The sequence below is a fragment of the Psychroserpens jangbogonensis genome (genome assembly GCF_000797465.1).
GTDB classification, from domain to species: Bacteria; Bacteroidota; Bacteroidia; order Flavobacteriales; family Flavobacteriaceae; genus Psychroserpens; species Psychroserpens jangbogonensis.
Genome location: NZ_JSWG01000006.1, coordinates 1 through 18483, shown reverse-complemented (window position 1 = coordinate 18483; position 18483 = coordinate 1). Strand labels below are relative to the sequence as shown.

General features: G+C 33.8%; 14 protein-coding genes. 8 read left to right on the top strand and 6 right to left on the bottom strand.

What is annotated here, in order from left to right:
- Window positions 1-108 precede the first annotated feature (108 nt).
- Window positions 109-4335: a type I polyketide synthase gene (locus RH81_RS03620; RefSeq protein WP_033957905.1), complete on the bottom strand. Its 4227-nt coding sequence runs from the start codon at window positions 4333-4335 to the stop codon at window positions 109-111.
- A 12-nt stretch (window positions 4336-4347) separates the two neighbouring features.
- Window positions 4348-4959: a TetR/AcrR family transcriptional regulator gene (locus RH81_RS03615; protein ID WP_033957897.1), complete on the bottom strand. Its 612-nt coding sequence runs from the start codon at window positions 4957-4959 to the stop codon at window positions 4348-4350.
- Window positions 4960-5077: 118 nt separating this feature from the next.
- Between RH81_RS03615 and RH81_RS03610 the strand changes: the two genes are divergently transcribed.
- Entirely contained in the window at window positions 5078-5722 is a 645-nt protein-coding gene (locus tag RH81_RS03610; RefSeq protein ID WP_033958685.1) for a 4'-phosphopantetheinyl transferase family protein, read from the top strand.
- Between the two features lie 419 nt (window positions 5723-6141).
- Here RH81_RS03610 and mnmE read toward each other — a convergent pair whose 3' ends face one another.
- A complete protein-coding gene (gene mnmE / locus RH81_RS03605; protein ID WP_033957895.1) occupies window positions 6142-7533 on the bottom strand; it encodes a tRNA uridine-5-carboxymethylaminomethyl(34) synthesis GTPase MnmE in 1392 nt (463 codons plus the stop codon).
- 121 nt (window positions 7534-7654) lie between these two features.
- Between mnmE and RH81_RS03600 the strand changes: the two genes are divergently transcribed.
- The gene (locus tag RH81_RS03600) at window positions 7655-8818 is read left to right on the top strand and encodes a TlpA disulfide reductase family protein (protein WP_033957894.1); all 1164 of its coding nucleotides are present in this window, start codon (window positions 7655-7657) and stop codon (window positions 8816-8818) included.
- An 8-nt stretch (window positions 8819-8826) separates the two neighbouring features.
- The gene (locus RH81_RS03595) at window positions 8827-9993 is read left to right on the top strand and encodes a TlpA disulfide reductase family protein (RefSeq protein WP_033957893.1); all 1167 of its coding nucleotides are present in this window, start codon (window positions 8827-8829) and stop codon (window positions 9991-9993) included.
- Between the two features lie 12 nt (window positions 9994-10005).
- Here the strand turns inward: RH81_RS03595 and RH81_RS03590 are convergent, their stop codons facing one another.
- Window positions 10006-10656: a rhomboid family intramembrane serine protease gene (locus tag RH81_RS03590; RefSeq protein ID WP_033957892.1), complete on the bottom strand. Its 651-nt coding sequence runs from the start codon at window positions 10654-10656 to the stop codon at window positions 10006-10008.
- A gap of 56 nt (window positions 10657-10712) precedes the next feature.
- Between RH81_RS03590 and RH81_RS03585 the strand changes: the two genes are divergently transcribed.
- Complete coding sequence (locus tag RH81_RS03585; RefSeq protein WP_033957889.1) at window positions 10713-11603, top strand: lysophospholipid acyltransferase family protein; 891 nt, start codon at window positions 10713-10715, stop codon at window positions 11601-11603.
- 3 nt (window positions 11604-11606) lie between these two features.
- On the opposite strand, the gene RH81_RS03580 is transcribed toward RH81_RS03585, so the two are convergent.
- Entirely contained in the window at window positions 11607-13112 is a 1506-nt protein-coding gene (locus RH81_RS03580) for an aminotransferase class V-fold PLP-dependent enzyme (protein WP_033957887.1), read from the bottom strand.
- A gap of 24 nt (window positions 13113-13136) precedes the next feature.
- Complete coding sequence (gene glmM / locus RH81_RS03575) at window positions 13137-14525, bottom strand: phosphoglucosamine mutase (RefSeq protein ID WP_033957883.1); 1389 nt, start codon at window positions 14523-14525, stop codon at window positions 13137-13139.
- Window positions 14526-14599: 74 nt separating this feature from the next.
- Between glmM and RH81_RS03570 the strand changes: the two genes are divergently transcribed.
- From RH81_RS03570 to RH81_RS03555, 4 genes are read left to right on the top strand one after another with little or no spacing between them, the layout of a single operon-like run.
- Window positions 14600-15202, top strand: a complete 603-nt coding sequence (locus RH81_RS03570; protein WP_033957881.1) for an acyl carrier protein phosphodiesterase — start codon at window positions 14600-14602, stop codon at window positions 15200-15202.
- Window positions 15199-16902 (top strand): gamma-glutamyltransferase, encoded by a 1704-nt coding sequence (gene ggt, locus RH81_RS03565; RefSeq protein ID WP_033957876.1) that lies wholly within the window; start codon window positions 15199-15201, stop codon window positions 16900-16902. Before RH81_RS03570 ends, ggt begins: the two co-directional genes overlap by 4 nt.
- 39 nt (window positions 16903-16941) lie before the next feature.
- On the top strand, window positions 16942-17880 hold the full coding sequence (locus RH81_RS03560) for a tyrosine-type recombinase/integrase (RefSeq protein WP_052172399.1): 939 nt from the start codon (window positions 16942-16944) through the stop codon (window positions 17878-17880).
- Window positions 17881-17934: 54 nt separating this feature from the next.
- Window positions 17935-18318, top strand: a complete 384-nt coding sequence (locus RH81_RS03555) for a hypothetical protein (protein WP_033957874.1) — start codon at window positions 17935-17937, stop codon at window positions 18316-18318.
- Window positions 18319-18483 lie beyond the last annotated feature (165 nt).

Genomic DNA, 18483 nt, shown 5'->3' with positions numbered 1-18483 from the left:
TGAACTTTAATCCAATTGACTTTCTTGGTACACCGTGAAAATTAGTAGGTAAGGAGAATTCCTGTTTTAGAGTATTCTCCTTATCTACTGTATTATTTTGATCCTTATTTATGCTAGGTTCAAACTTTTTTTTTTACTTGAAATTCCTGCTTTGCTTGAAATGTAATCTACAATTTCTTGTAAGGTTCTAAGTTCAGTTAGGTCTGTAGGGTTGATGTCTGTTAATTTATCCGATTGTTCAGTGATAGCTCCAAAAATCTCAACACGTTTGATAGAATCAATTCCTAAATCGGCTTCCATATCCATACTCAATTCTAACATTTCAGCAGGATAACCTGTCTTGTCTGCAACTACACTCAACATTAAATCTAACATCTCTGAATTTCCTTCAGAAGAAGTAACTGTCTCAACAACTGGTGCAGAAAACAAATCATTGCTCACAACTTCAGTAACTGCTGCAACTGGTATAGCAACAGAAGTAGTTGCACTAATTCCTGCCTTACTAGAAATGTAATCTACAATCTCTTGTAATGTTCTTAATTCAGTTAAATCGGTAGGATTAATATCTGTTAATTTATCCGATTGCTCAGTGATAGCTCCAAAAATCTCAACACGCTTAATAGAATCGATTCCTAAATCGGCTTCCATATCCATACTTAATTCTAACATTTCAGCAGGATAACCCGTTTTGTCAGCGACTACACTTAACATAAATTCTAGCATTTCTGAATTCCCTTCAGAAGAAGTAACTGTCTCAACAACTGTTGCTGCTACTGGAGCAATTGCGCTTATTCCAGCTTTGCTAGAAATGTAATCTACAATTTCTTGTAATGTTCTAAGTTCGGTTAAGTCGGTAGGATTAATGTCTGTTAATTTATTTGATTGCTCAGTGATAGCCCCAAAAATCTCCACTCTCTTAATAGAATCGATTCCTAAATCGGCTTCCATATCCATACTTAATTCTAACATTTCAGCAGGATAACCCGTTTTGTCAGCGACTACGCTTAACATCAAATCTAGCATTTCTGAATTCCCAACGGCTGGAGCAATTGTTTCAACAACAGGAGCAGTAGAAACTACAGTCTGTGCTACAGGTGTAGCAATAGGTGTTACTATGGTTTCAGAAACAGACGCTTCAGGTGCAGGAGTTTCAATAGTTAAAGGAGCTGTTGGCGCTTCTAGAATATTTTGCTCTGCAGCAAAATTTCCTGATAAAAGGCCTAATAACTGCGCTGTTTGTTTGTTTTGTTCCATCAAAATTGTTTGGAACATATCTAATGTTTTAGATTGGTTTTCTTTAATGCCGTCAATGGCACTTTTAATAACATCTACCATCATATCTTCTTCTGTTTCTTTATCTATAGTATCTTCACTTGTATATGTAGGAACTGCGTTTATCACTTCCGAGATAACTTCTATTTCATTAATTTCTTCTTCGATTTTAATAACCTCTGTTGCTCCGCTTACTTTAAATCCATTATTCAACACGTCTTTATACGCTTTTTGTGTTGCTGGGCTTACGTAATTGTTTCCTGCTATTTTAACCGCCATTTTAGGCTGCGCTAAAGGGATTTTTTCTTGTCGAGCATTGCAATCAATTGCCCCTAGTTTACACCCTAAAACTTGCAATTGTATAGCTGCTTCTCTAATTTGTAAATCACTGTTTTTAGTGGCCTTTGCATTTGTAGCTATTACAAAATGTTCTTTGTCTTTTAATATATCTTTTACCAAGTTTGTTAGAATAGACTTTGGTCCAAACTCAACAAAAACTCTAGCTCCAGCAGCATACATATTTTCGATTTCACTTTTAAAATCAACAGAGTTTAAAATATGTTGTTCAAGAATTTTTTTAATTTTAGTAGACTCCGTCGGGTAAGTATTTCCTGTAGAATTTGAATAAACAGGGATTACTGGGCTTGAAAATCTAATAGTTTTTATACTTTTCTCAAAAGGCTTTTGCGCGTGTCCTACACAGTCTGTATGGAAAGCAGCAGAAACGGGTAATAAAATAGAGCGGAATTTTTTAGTGTCTAAAAGCGCTTTTACTTTCGTTATACCTTCTGTTGTTCCGCCTAAAACTATTTGGCTTGAAGAGTTGATATTTGCAACTGAAACACCTTTAATACTAGCAATTAATGGTTCAATTTCTGAAGCCGCTGCTTTTACAGCTAACATAGTGCCAGCATCACCACTTGCATTTTTACCTGCCATAGCTTTACCACGAGCAATAGCAAGTGTCATATAATCGCTTTCACTAAGCACGCCTGATGCGCAAAGTGCGGTAAGCTCACCAAAACTATGTCCAGCAGCCATATCACTTACAAAACCAGCATTTTTAAACACGTTATAATATCCTAAACTTATAGCACCAATTGCAGGTTGTGCAAACTCGGTATTTGTAATGCTTTGTTCTTGTAGTGCTTTATCCGCTTCTGTAAATACGGGTTTTGGATATATTTTATTTGCTAAGTCATATTCTTTTTTAGCATCAAAAGCGGCAATAGTTTGTTGGATAGTTTCAAAACTACTGGTTGCCTCCTTTGCCATGTTAGCATATTGAGAACCTTGACCAGAGAATAATGAAGCAACTTTCGTGCTACTCGAAATTCCATTTGGTCTGTAGAAAACACCCTTCGGATGCGACCAAGCCTCCTTCTTATTTTCTAATTGTTTTATTGCGATTTCTAATTTCGAAATACAATCAACTAAAGATTCTGCTACAAAACCTAAACGAGCTTCGCTTTGTTTTGCAGTACCTTCCTTTGACTTTTCTTTTAAATTGTAAAATACGGTTGCTGCATCCTTTGAATTTAAACCAGCTATAGTGTTTTTAATATTCGCAAATAAGACAGTCGCATTCGTTTCTTTTATATAAATACTGTGGAATGTTTGATGCATTCTATCTTTAAAGGAAGTCTTGTTTTCATACTCTTCCATTGCAAAATGCACGTTGACACCTCCAAATCCAAAAGCAGATAAACCAGCTCTTCGCGGTACTCCATTTTTAAACCAAGGTCTAGTTTCAGCATTTACGTAAAAAGGAGATTCTTCAATCCCGAATTTTTCGTGGGGTTTCGTTACATTTATTGTACCTGGTAATACTTTATGGTATAATGCTAAAGCCGCTTTTATCATTCCAGCAGCACCTGCAGCTGCTTTTGTATGACCAATTTGTGATTTCACAGAACCGATAGCAATATGATTTTTTGTAGCATCACTTTTGCCAAAAACCATAGACATCGACTCAAACTCAGCAGCATCACCTGCTCCAGTAGCAGTCCCGTGACCTTCAATTAATTTTACCGTAGATGCATCGTAGCCTGCCTCGTCATAAGCGCGCTGCATTGCCAAAGCTTGTCCATGAGGGCGCGGTGCATATACAGATTTATAACGACCATCACTAGAAGAACCAACTCCTGTCAATAAACCGTAAATTCTATCTCCATCTCTTTCTGCGTCTTCCAATCTTTTTAATACTAACATACCAACTCCTTCACCTATCAACATTCCGTCGGAGTCCGTATCAAAAGGACGAATACTTCCTTTTTGTGAAAATGCGGGAGTTTTAGAGAAGGACATATACATAAATGGAGAGTTATCTGTATCGACACCTCCAGTTAACATCATGTCACATCTACCTTCAATCAATTCAGAAACTGCCATTTTAATAGCAGAAAGTGACGCAGCACAAGCTGCATCTACTACAGAGTTAATGCCTCCTAAATCAAAACGATTGGTAATTCTACCAGAGATAACATTACCCAACATACCGGGAAAAGAATTTTCATTCCATCCTATATATGCTTTCTTCATTTTTTCAATAATATGTGGAATATCAGCTTCACTAATTCCACTACTTTTTAAAGCTGCTTCCCAGATAGGAGCTTGCAGTCTAGAGGTAAGCGGAGTAATTAATTTTTGCCCACCTCCAACACCTAAAATCACACCTGTTCTTTCTTTTAAAAGCGCTGTAAACTTTTCTGATTCTCTACCATAACCGGCATCTTCAAAAGCGTCTCTAGCTCCTATTAAGGATAAAAGCTGAGAGGCGTCTGTAACTTCCAAAATATTTGGTGGTAGCCCAAATTCCATTGGATTAAAATCCACATCAGGAATAAACCCACCTTTTTTACAGTAGGTTTTATCTGCTACCCTAGGATCAGCATCATAATAATCTTCTATTTTCCAACGCGATTCTGGAACATCTACAATACTATCTTTTTGGTCGATAATATTATTCCAAAATTGGTCTACATTGCTTGCATCGGCAAACATAGCAGATAAACCAATAATTGCTACTGGTGTTTTTTTAAGCGAACTGTTAATGTTGTCCATAATATATTTAGTCTATATTAAGTATAAATGTTTCTGTTTTTCAACTTCTAAAAGACCTTTTTCGGTACACAATCCTCTTAAATACGTAACCATAACACCTTCAGTCAATCTGGCTTTAGAAAATTGTTCTGTTGGAAATATTTTTGAATTATTACATAATTTTAAAAGTGTTTGAACGGCAGCCATGGTAACTTCTGGGTCTAAATCTTTTCTAAACACACCTTCTTTAACACCCCATTTTGATAAATAAAGTAATTCTCGAAAGGCAAATTCTGAATTCTTTGAATGAGAGTCTTTCAATATACTAGGATAATATTTTAGTATGTCTTTATAAAAATTAGTATTGCTGTAATCTGCTCTTTTTAAAATTTGCTGATGAATCATTCCCATCGCTTCAATAGCAGAGTTGCAGGTGTTAATAATTTCATCATTATTACTTCTAATGCCTGCCAGATATTGTTCTATACAAGCTTGCATTAAATCAGTTTTATCTAAAAAATGATTGTAAATAGTACGCTTCGAGGTGCTTAATTCTTTACTAATATCTGCGATAGTCACAGTTTTTACACCATTTTTCAAGTAAAGTTGTGTTGTAATCTCTATGATATATTCCTTAGTAATCATATAATTCTCCTACATTTGTTCAATTGGTACCAATTTATAATATTTGGTACCGCAAAAAAAAGAATTATTAATGAGAATACTAGATATTTTATCATAAATGTTTAATAAAAAACCTGAGATGCAAAAAATATGGATCGTTAAAGTCTCTGAACACACTGATAACTTCACAAAAGAAATGTTACTCAAAAAGCTCCCTGAATCTTATAGAAAAAGGGCTAATAGATATTTAAACAAAGAGGATTCAATGAGTTACATTATAGGTCGTTTATTACTAAAAAAAGCATTGATTCAACACAGAGTTTCAACTTCTTTATTAGAAGAAATACGCTATTCTGAACATGGGAAACCTAGTTTTATAGATCATAATTTTTCGATTTCTCATAGTAATTGGTACGTTTCATTAATATTTAGTACCGCATTCTCTGTTGGAATTGATATCGAGAAGAAGAAAGAGATAGATTTAAAACTATTCAACTATTTATTCACAGATTCTGAATGGAAGTATATTACCAACGCTGAAAATTCTTTGGAGCGATTTTATTGGCTATGGGTGCGTAAAGAAGCGCTATTAAAAGCAGCTGGCTGTACTTTGAAAGACTTGAAACAAATAGAGATATTTGAGCATTATGGAACGTATAAGGGTAAACACTATTATTTCGAGTCCTTTGATTTTGATCCTGATTTTAATGGAATAATCGCGATGGAGACTAAGACTGCTATTGATGTGGAATTTGTTGAAATAAAGGATTTATTGGAGGAATAATTATTCTCATATAGCAATGAGCTCTTTTCTATATGTTCCTAACTTTTGAATGAATAAGTTTGCTGCTTTACTCATTGAAATAATTTCTTCAGAAGCTTACTTATCCCTTTTTAAATATAACAATATGTAAACTGCATAGAAAAACGCCGTTTACACCGAACGTTCAGCTTTTACTAATTCGTATGTAATCACTCAAATTGATTTTCTCTATTGCGTAAAAAGGTTTGGTTTTTTGCGTTTTCTAATTGTTACATTCATGTGACAAAATTTTGTACCGCGAATAAAAAAAGGTACAAATACGAAACAAAAATAGTTAAAAAAAAGACAAGCAAACAAAAAGTATAGTTTCAATAATTAATTTATATTATTGATTTACAGATAGTTATATTGATATAGTTTGATGTAGTTTGTGTTAGTTGCTATTTGCCTATACAGAAATTAGCAAAAATATTACCTAACAAATCATCATTAGTAATTTCTCCCGTAATTTCTCCAAAATGGTATAATGCCTGACGAATATCAATCGCCAATAAATCTCCTGAAAGCCCAGTTTCAAGTCCGTTTTTAACGTTTTGAACTTCTTCAAAAGCTTTTAGCAACGCATCATAATGACGTGAGTTGGTCACAATGGTTTCGTTATTTCTGAGTGAACCAGTATTAATTAATTCTAGAAGGGAATTGGTTAACTGCTCTACACCAAAACCTGTCTTAGCTGACAACAACTTTATTTCGGGTATTTCAGTTTGTATTTTAGAGATTAATATATCATCTACCTTATCAATCTTATTCGCAATAACCAGGAGTGGCTTTTGTGGATATTTATTCTTTATTTTTTCTAACTCAACTTTCAAAACCGAACGCTGGTCTTTAAAATCATCTGCATCAAACAAGTAAATGACTACTTGCGCCTGATCAATTTTTTCAAAGGTTTTTTTGATCCCAATCGTTTCTACAACGTCTTCGGTTTCTCTGATTCCTGCAGTATCAATAAAACGGAAGCCTATTCCTCCTATTGAAATTTCATCTTCTATGGCATCTCGTGTTGTTCCTGCTATTTCAGAAACAATAGCACGCTCTTCATTTAACAAAGCATTTAACAATGTAGATTTACCAACATTAGGTTCACCAACAATTGCCACAGGAATTCCGTTTTTAATCACATTTCCAACAGCAAATGAATCAATTAAACGTTTCAAAACAAAAGTGATTCTTACTACAAGTTCTTTGAACTGTGAACGATCTGCAAACTCTACATCTTCTTCAGCAAAATCCAATTCCAATTCAATTAATGAAGCAAAATTGAGTAGCTCTTCTCTAAGTTTTGCTATTTCCGAAGAAAAACCACCACGCATTTGTTGCATAGCAATTTGATGTGATGCCTCATTATCACTAGCAATTAAATCTGCAACAGCTTCTGCTTGTGATAAATCTAATTTACCATTTAAAAAAGCTCGCAATGTAAATTCTCCTGCATTAGCCATGCGACAACCATTGCGAAGAAAAAGTTGTATAATTTCCTGCTGAATATAATTTGAGCCATGACAAGATATCTCAATGACATTTTCTCCTGTATAAGAGTTTGGATTTTTAAATACAGAAACCAAAACTTCATCTATAACTCTAGTCTTATCAACGATATGACCTAAATGTATTGTATGCGTAGGTTGATTGATTAGAGACTTCGAATTTACAACCGATTTAAAATGAGCGTCAACAATAGAAATAGCCTCAGTTCCAGAGAGTCTTATCACAGCAATAGCACCACTTCCAGCTGCAGTCGCTAAGGCAACAATTGTATCTTGATGAATCATTATTAATGCATTTTTCACAAAAGTATTGCAATTTTAACTTTATAAAGCATTTTATAAAAGTTCTTTAAGTTTTTATTATCAATTGACTTGTTATATTTGTATTAGCTAAAAAAATAAAATCATGAAGCATATTATTTCTATTCTTGTATTGTGTTTACTTGTATCGTCTTGTAAAACTGAAGAAAAGCAAACTGTAAAAAGAGATGGATATTACATTACTGGGACTGCTCCTGGTGTTTATAATGGGGTAAGAGCATATTTAGAAACAACAGATAAAAGCGGTAGAAAAACGGCCATGGATACAGCTATTGTAATGAATGAAAAATTCGTATTTGAAGGCAAGATAGATTATCCAGAAATGCTGTATTTAAAAATCAATAGTGTTAAAGGTTCTGCACCTCTTATTATCGAGAACGAAGAAATGACAGTGTCTGTTGATATTGAAAATCTGACAAGTTCTAAATTTCAAGGTACATCAGCCAATTCTGCATTAAACTTGTATAATGAAAAGACTGGCGAATTAAAAGCAAAACGCTTTGAAATAGGTAGACAAATACGTTCTACTCAGCAAAAGGATATGACTACAAATATAGATGGCCTTCATGCTGAAATGGCTGACATTACTAAAAAAATGGAAGACTTTCCTTTTGAATTTATTGCCGAAAATAAAGGCAATTCTTTTTCTTTAATTCTTCTTCAAAAATTAGCAGAAACTAAAACTGCCAATTACCCAAGAATAGAATCTACTTTGAGTAGTTTAAGTGACATGCAGCAAAAATCAATTACTGCAACTATGCTTAAAACTCAAATTCAAATTAAAAAGGTTGAAAAAGCTGCTGTTAGCGCTACTGAAATAGGACAAGTTGCACCTTCTTTTACTGCTCCAACTCCTGATGGAAAGGCATTAGCTTTAAATGATATAAAAGGTAAACTTACCCTTATTGATTTTTGGGCATCTTGGTGTAAGCCTTGTAGAAGGGAAAATCCAAATGTTGTAAAAGTGTATCAAAAATATCACAATAAAGGTCTTGAAATTATTAGTGTTTCACTTGACGGAAGTAGAAGTCAGAAGGATCCAAAAGCGGCATGGATCAAAGCTATTAAAGATGACAACCTAACTTGGAGTCATGTTTCTAACTTAGATTATTTTAATGATCCTGTAGCCAAAGCTTACAATATTCGTTCTATTCCAGCTACATTCTTATTAGACCAAGATGGTAAAATAATTGCTAAAAATCTTAGAGGCGAAGCTCTTGATAGAAAGGTAGCAGAATACCTTAACTAATAATAGTTATGAAGCCACCTCTTTTCTTCGTTCTTGCATGCTTACTTGTTTTTTCTTGTAAAGAAGAGACTAAGACAGCACCTGTTCCATTAGAACCTGATGCGTATATTATTTCTGGAACAGCTCCAGGATTAGTTAATGGCTTACGAGCGTATTTAAAATCTACTAACGAAAAGGGGTTTTTAAAAGTTCGTGATACAGCCATTATTATGAATGAATTCTTTGTTTTTGACGGTAAAGTTGAACTAGCAGAAGCTTGGTTCTTAGAGGTTAATAGTTTAGATGGTTCTTTCCCATTTGTAATTGATAATAGTGCTTTAGTCATTGAAGTCAATAAAGAAGATATTCAGAAATCTAAAATTGAAGGCAACGCCATCAATAATTCTATCTCTAACTTCAATACCCAACTAAAAAAATTAAATGATTCTCTGAATAATACAAGTGAACGTTACAGAGAAAGGATAATCAAAAAAGAGAGTGTTGCTGGCATGTCTAATCAAGTACGCGATTTGAAGGATGTCATTTTACGTTTTCCACATGAGTTTATTAAAAACAATACAGATAGTCCCTATGGTCTAGTGTTATTAAACACAATGATTAGGAGAAATTCATCTGACAAGGGAATGATCGTTGCATCTTTTGATCGTATAGATGAGAGTCTGAAAAATTCATACTTAGGTCAACGTGTATCTAAAAGCATTCCAGAAATTAGAAATCAATACGACATCATTGCTGCTACTCATATTGGTAAAATAGCACCAAATTTCTCTGCTCCTAGTCCAAATGGTAAAACCATTGAATTAAATGATGTTAAAGGAAAGGCTACACTTATTCATTTCTGGTCGTCTTGGTACAAAGCATCCAGAAGAGATAACGTGAGATTAGTTAAATTGTATGAGAAGTATCATGATAAAGGTTTAGAGATGATAGGTATTTCTTTAGATGGCAATGCAACTCAAAAAAACCCAAAATCTGATTGGAAAAAAGCAATTAAAGAAGACCAACTTATTTGGGATCAAATTTCTAACCTGAACTACTTTAACGATACCATTTCTAAAACATACAGCGTTAGATCATTACCAGCATCATTTATATTAAATAGTGAAGGTGTTATTGTCGCTAAGAATCTTACCGGAAATTCTCTAGATGCAAAACTAAAAGAGCTATTAGAATAAAATCAATCTGATTTAAATCTTGCCCATTTTGTGCATGACAAACAAAATGATGATTGGAATAATAAGTAAGCCTATCATTAGCAAGTCTGTTCGAAAAAGTGAAGGTACCATTATTAATGTCACTACTAAACCTCCAATAGCTCCACCAAAATGAGCATCGTGTCCAATATTACCGACTCTATTTTTCATACCATAAATTGAATATAGCAAATACCCTATTCCAAATACGTAAGCTGGAATTGGGATTGGGATAAAAAACATATAAAGACTCATACTTGGATCTAATAATATGGCAGCATATAAAATTCCAGTAACTGCTCCACTTGCTCCTATGGCACTATATTGGTATTCATTTTGATGAAAATATAATGATAGTAAACTACCTAAAACTAAACTAACCACATAAATCACTACGAAGTTAAACTCACCTACAGAAAAAATCACACCATCAGCAAAGAAGTATAAGGTCAACATATTCATGAATAAATGCTGCTGATCTGCATGTAAAAACCCAGAACTAAACATTCTAAATTGCTCACCTCGTCTTACGCTACCAATATTAAATTTATAGCGTTCAAAAAATCCATAATCATTAAATCCTTTGAAAGATATCAACGCAGTTGCTGCAATTATTACAATGGTTACCAAACTTAAGTTACCCATAGACTTTAAACATTAAATTATACATATATTTGCTTCTGCAAATCTAAGATTAATAAATGCAATTTCTAGTTTACATTTTAATTTATCCCTTTTTATGGATAGTTTCTATTCTACCATTTAGACTTTTATATGCAGTTTCTGATGGACTCTTTTTTTTATTGTATTACGTATTTGGTTACAGAAGAAAAGTTGTCAAAGAAAACCTAAATCTCGTTTTTCCTGAAAAATCTGAAAAGGAAATCAAAACCATTACCAAAACATTTTACCGTCATCTTAGTGATATGGTTCTTGAATCGATTAAATCGATAAGTATTACGGAAGAAGAAATGAAAAAACGTTTCGTATTTACCAATATTGAAGAAGTTCACAAAATAGAAGATGCAAATAAAAGCATGGTTATGATGTGTGCACATTATGGTAGTTGGGAATGGATTTTTATTTTACAACAGCACGTTAAATCTATGGGTTATGGGATTTACAAACGTATTGAAAACAAATATTTCGACAGACTAGTTAAAAGAATTAGAGCGAAATACAACAGTTACCTTATAACTAATAAAGAAGCTATAGCAACGCTTACTGAGGCAAAAGAAAATGGAGAGTTGACTATCAACGGATTCATTTCAGATCAATCACCAAGACGCAGTAAAGCTTATCATTGGAACGAATTTATGAATATCAAGGTACCAATTCATACTGGTGCCGAAATGCTAGCTAAAAGATTAGATATGCCTGTTATCTTTTTTAGTGTTAAAAAAGTGGGAAGAGGTTACTACGAAACCACATTTGAAACCATTACAATGACACCTAACGAATATAAAGATTACGAGATTACAGATATCTTTATGAAGTTAGTTGAAAAGCAAATTTATGATGCTCCCGAATACTATTTATGGACTCATAAACGTTGGAAATACAGAAACGACGTTCCGCCAGAATTTCAATAACTCTTATAAGTTAAACCAAGATTTTACTGTAGCATCTTGAGATACATCATTTTTTACAGCATGATGTACAAATTCATTGTTCGATCCTATATATTCATAATCTTTAGCCCATTCTTTATGATGCTTGGCTAACGACTTAATACCTTCACAAACAAAATTCATTTCTTCATTTGTAGTTGTTGGGTGAATCGACATTCGAATCCAACCTGGTTTTCTGACCAAATCACCAATAGAAATTTCCTTGGTAAGTTCATGACTTGTTTTTTGATCTACATGTAAGAGGAAATGCCCATAAGTTCCAGCACAACTGCAACCACCACGTGTTTGAATTCCGAAGCGATCATTTAATAACTTCACTCCTAAGTTGAAATGTAAATCATCTATATAAAATGAAATCACACCTAAACGATCCTGATGCTGACCAGCTAAAATTTTGATGTTCTCTTTATTAGAAAGATGTTTGAAAATAATACCTGTAAGCTCATGCTCGCGCTTAAGAATATTATCAACACCCATATCTTCTTTAAGTTTTACTGCAAGTGCTGTTTTAATCGTTTGAAGAAAACCTGGTGTTCCACCATCTTCACGATCTTCGATATTATCAATATACTTATGTTCTCCCCAAGGATTGGTCCAACTTACGGTTCCTCCTCCAGGACAATCTGGAATCATATTGTGATATAACTTCTTATTAAAAACTAAAACACCTGAAGTTCCTGGTCCTCCCAAAAATTTATGAGGTGAAAAAAAAATGGCATCCAAAGCCTGATCTTCATTTTCAGGATGCATATTAATATCTACATAAGGTGCAGAGCATGCAAAATCCACAAAACAAACGCCTCCATGTTTATGCATCAATTCGGCAACATCATGATGTGGTGTTTGAATACCTGTAACATTTGATCCTCCTACAATTGAAGCTATTTTTAATGTACAATCTTTGTATTGCTCAAGAAGTACTTCAAGATTTTTTAAACTGAATAATCCATCGTCATCTGGTGGAATTACTTCTACTTTAGCAATTGTTTCTAACCATGAGGTCTGATTAGAATGATGCTCCATATGTGAAATAAAAACTACTGGACGAATTTCATTTGGAATCTCTGTATACTTTCTTAAGTTTTCAGGAATTTTAAGTCCGAGAATACGTTGAAACTTATTTACCACACCTGTCATTCCGTTACCTGAAACAATTAAGACATCATCTTCATTACAATTGACATGCGTTTTGATGATATGTTTCGCTTCATGATACGCTTTTGTCATTGCAGTACCAGACACTGTAGTTTCAGTATGTGTGTTGGCCACAAAAGGACCAAATTCATTACTAATTTTTTCTTCGATTGGTCGATATAAACGACCTGAAGCTGTCCAATCTGTATAAATGATTTTTTTCTTTCCGAAAGGTGATTCAAATTCTTGATCTACACCAATAATATGCTTTCTGAACCTCTGAAAATGCTGTTCAAGTTTTGAAGCTGTTTGGTCTTTAGTTTCAGTAGACATCATATTAGGTTAATTGTTTTAAAGATACTAAATATTTGCAATAGCTTTTATTTCAGAAATTATTCTGTCAGCAAGCGTATCGGCTTCATTTTGCGAAGGTGCTTCTGTATAAATACGAATAATTGGTTCTGTATTACTTTTTCTCAGGTGCACCCAAGAATTAGAAAAATCGATTTTCACACCATCAATAGTTGTCAAGTTTTCATGAGCATAATTTGCTTCCATCGTTTTTAAAATTCCATCAACATCCAATCCTGGAGTTAATTGAATTTTCTTCTTACTCATAAAATAACTTGGATACGATGCTCTCAAATCGCTTACATTCATTTTCTTTTCGGCCAATAGACTTAAAAACAAAGCTACACCAACTAAGGCATCACGACCATAATGGGATTCAGGATAGATTATTCCTCCATTTCCTTCGCCACCAATCACAGCATTATTCTTTTTCATAAGAGCAACCACATTTACTTCACCAACAGCACTTGCTTCATAAGTTCCGCCATGTTTTTCTGTAACATCTCTTAAAGCTCTTGTAGAGCTCATATTACTTACCGTATTTCCTTTCGTTTTGCTCAATACGTAGTCTGCACAGGCAACTAAGGTATATTCTTCACCAAACATCTCTCCTGTTTCGTCCATAAATGCCAAACGATCAACATCTGGATCTACTACAATTCCGAAATCGGCATGTTCTTTTACAACTGCTTCAGATAAGTCTGTTAAATGTTCTTTTAATGGTTCTGGATTATGAGGAAAATGTCCGTTAGGCTCACAAAACAGTTTTACTGGATGTACACCTAAACGTTCTAATAATAAAGGAATAGCAATTCCGCCTGTAGAATTTACACCATCAACAACAACTTTAAAATTAGCTTTCTTTATGGCGTCAACATCTACCAAATCCATATCTAATACTTCATCAATATGCATATCGATATACGCACTATTGACTGTGATTTTTCCTAAACTATCAACATCTGCAAAGGTCATATCTGTTCCTTCAGCAATTTTTAGAATCTTCGCACCTTCTTCTCCATTCAAAAATTCACCTTTAGCATCTAACAATTTCAAAGCATTCCATTGTTTCGGATTATGGCTCGCAGTTAATATAATTCCACCATCTGCATGTTCCATAGGCACAGCAATTTCAACTGTTGGTGTTGTAGATAACCCTAAATCAATAACATGAATTCCTAGACCAACTAACGTGTTCATCACTAGATTTTGAATCATTTCTCCAGAAATTCTAGCATCACGACCAACCACAACTTTGTAATTGTCTTTATCACGTTGTTGCTTGATCCATGTGCCATAAGCAGATGCAAATTTCACAGCATCAATTGGTGTTAAGTTGTCACCAACTTCGCCTCCAATAGTTCCTCTAATTCCTGAAATTGATTTTATAAGTGTCATATGTTGTTAATATTTTCAGCAAATATACTATTTCAAAACCGTAAATCTTAACTCACAATTCGTAAATTACACCTATGAATTTTCTAGCCCATATTTACCTTTCAGGAGATAACGAAATGATTACCATTGGTAATTTTGTAGCAGATGCCATTAGAGGTAACAAATACAAATTACTATCTCCAGAATTTCAAGTTGGTGTAAAGCTACATCGACATATAGATACGTTTACAGATGCTCATCCTATTGTGCGACAAAGTACCAAACGTTTACACAAGAATTACAGCCATTATAGTGGTGTAATTGTAGATATTTTATACGATCATTTTTTAGCTAAAAACTGGCATAAGTATTCAGACGTACCATTAGAAACCTATATCGATGATTTTTATGAATGTTTAAAAGAAAACTTTGACATCTTACCAGAACGTTTTCAGAAGCTCATGCCATTTATGCTTGCAGATAATTGGTTGCTTAGTTATGCTGAAGTTGATGGTATTCAGCGTGTATTAAACGGCATGAATAAACGCACGGAATACAAGTCAAGAATGAACTTGGCTACCCATGAATTAAAGGAATTCTATTCTGAATTTGAAGATGAGTTTACACAATTTTTTGAAGAACTTATTGCCACTTCTAATGCAAAACGAATAGAGCTCACGAAAGCTTATAATTTATGAGAAAACACTTTGCATTACTCTTATTAATCCTATGTGTCTTTTCTTGTAAAAAGCAACAGACACAAATTCTCCCTGTAAAAGAAAAAATAGGTGTCATTGCAGAACATGCCATGGTTGTTACAGCAAGAAAAGAAGCGTCTCAAATAGGAAGTGCAATCATGGAAAAAGGCGGAAATGCTTTTGATGCTATGTTTGCTACAGAAATGGCATTAGCCGTTGTATATCCTTACGCAGGGAATTTAGGAGGAGGCGGATTTATGGTTTATAGACTAGCAGATGGCGAAACTGGAGCCTTAGATTACAGAGAAAAAGCGCCTTTAGCTTCACATAAAGACATGTATTTAGATGACGACGGAAATGTGATAAAAGGCATAAGTTCTGTTGGTGTGCATTCGGTTGGAGTTCCTGGAACTATTGCTGGCATTTTTGCTGCTCATGAAAAATTTGGAACGCTTCCAATAAAAGAACTTATGCAACCTGTTATTGATCTCGCTCAAAACGGTTTTGCTGTTACTGAAAAACAATATCTGAAACTCGAACATTACGATAGCATTATGAGAGTTGTAAACGGAAAAGATATTCTGTTTACGAAACACATAAAAGCTCATGATACTATTAAGAATATGCAACTTGCAGAAACGCTCAAACGTATTGTTCAAAATGGTAAAAACGAGTTTTACAAAGGTGAAACAGCCCAACAACTTATTGCATTTTTAAATACAAAAGAAAGCATCATGACGCTTGAAGATTTAGAACGTTATGAAGCAAAATGGCGAGATCCAGTAGAATTTAAGTATAAGAATTTGAACGTAATTTCAATGTCTCCTCCATCTAGTGGTGGCTTATGTTTGGCTCAAATTATGAAAATGATAGAACCTTTCGATTTAAAATCTTATGGTCATAATTCGGTAAAAAGCATACAAGTTATGGTGGAAGCTGAGCGTCGTGCTTATGCTGATCGAAGTTTTTTTTTAGGTGATCCTGACTTTGTAGATATTCCGACGAAAGACTTATTAAGTGATGCGTATTTAAGTAAGCGCATGGCAGACTTTTCTTTTGACCAACCAACCTCTTCAGATTCGATTAGTTATGGTGAGATTTTAGGATATGAAAGTGAAGAAACAACGCACTATTCTATTGTAGACCCTTTTGGAAATGCGGTTTCTGTGACGACAACTTTAAATAGTGGTTATGGTTCTAAATTATATGTTGATGAACTCGGTTTCTTTTTAAATAATGAAATGGACGATTTTAGCAGTAAACCAGGTGAACCAAATATTTACGGATTGATTGGCGGAAAAGCCAATAGCATAGTTTCAGAAAAGCGCATGTTAAGTGCTATGACACCAACTATTGTAGAAAAAAACGGCGAACTTTTTATGGTATTAGGAACTCCTGGAGGTTCTACGATTATTACGTCGGTATTACAAACCATTTTAAATGTCGTAGAATTTGATATGAGTATGCAAGACGCTGTTGATGCACCTCGTTTACATCACCAATGGTTACCAGATCGAATTCGGATGGAAGTCGATTTATTTTCTGAAGACTTAAAACAACAGCTCGAAGCCAAAGGTTATGATATTAATGAAGCCTCTGCTCCTATTACAGCGAGAGTTGAAGCTATTTTGGTATTAGATGACGGTAGATTAGAAGGTGGAGCCGATTATAGAGCAGACGATACAGCGATTGGATTTTGATATGTAGATTATTTTCTATATTTTTCCGTTTTCAATATTATGAAAACAACAACTAAAACATATAAAGCAGATCGACAATTAAACGCTCAACAAAAAACACTACTCAATAACTTTTATAAATATTTAAGAGGTAAGCGTTACAGTAGTAGTACTGTAAAAAATTACACGTTACAAATCGCAGATTTCATTAATTATCATCATTCAAAGCCTATTACGGAATTAAACAATAGAGATATTGAATTGTTTATTGAAGACGTTTTTATAAAGAGAAAACTAAGCATAAGTGTACAGCGACAATTTATAAGTGCGTTAAAGTTATTTATTGTTTTTGAAACTTCAACACAAATTGAGGATATACAATTAACACGACCAAAGCGTTCTAAGAAACTACCTACTGTATTGTCTCAAAATGAAATTATAGATTTAATATCGAAAACTAAAAATCTAAAACATAGAACTATCATTGCACTTTTGTATTCGGCAGGAATGCGAATTGGTGAACTTTTAAACTTAAAAACTGATGATATAAATGTGAATAGAAAGCAAATCTTCATTAAAAACGGTAAAGGCCGGAAAGACAGATATGCACCATTGGCTGAACATTTATTACCATTATTAAGAAATTATATGATTACCTATGAACCGAAGACTTACCTTATTGAAGGAAAAAATGGGTTACAATATAGTTCGAGTAGTGTTCGGAAATTTTTGCATAAGTCGGCTTTACAATGTCAAATAAAAGTTTTGGTTACACCACACATTTTGCGTCATAGTTATGCGACGCATTTATTAGAAAATGGTGTTGGCATACGACATATACAAGAACTTTTAGGTCATAGTAAACCAGAAACAACAATGATTTACACACATGTTGCTAGGAAAGATTTATTAGAAATTCGAAGTCCGTTAGACATTGCCATAGAGAGTTATAAAAAAAGGGATAGTTTGGAACAAAAGTTCCGGATATCCAGAAAATAGCTCTGGATAATGTGTATATTTATCCGGATATAACCAGTTGTGTACAATTTGAAAATGACTACGGAAATAACAAATACAGATTGGTTTCTTGATAAAGAAAATTATGAAGGAACTGTTTCCTTTAAAGGAAAATATGGTGGAATAATTCAAGCATTTTCATATGGAACTGAATTTAATATTGGAGAAAAAATAAAACTTGAATTAGATTCATTAAGTGCTGAATTGGAATGGAAAATTATCTTCTCTGAAAATCGTGAAAAAGAAATAAAACTTGAACGAAAAGGAGATTGGGAGTATGAGGCTTATGGAAAAATTTTGGACATAAATCCAGTGGTTGTTGATTTTGGAGAATTTGAATTAGATACTGGGAATTGGACGAATGACAAAAAAGTAATCGGAGAATACATTTATTGGAAAATTGACCGATTGGATATTTAAAAAAACTGTACACAACAACGTGTATAATTCATTGCTTGGTTAGTTTTGTACTTGGAAAATCCTGCGGATTTTCAGCCAGTTCCGTGCAATTTTATTAATTTAGTTGCTGAAACACGCAACGAAATCATACACGAACACGTTGTACAACATTTTGACCCGTCCTGA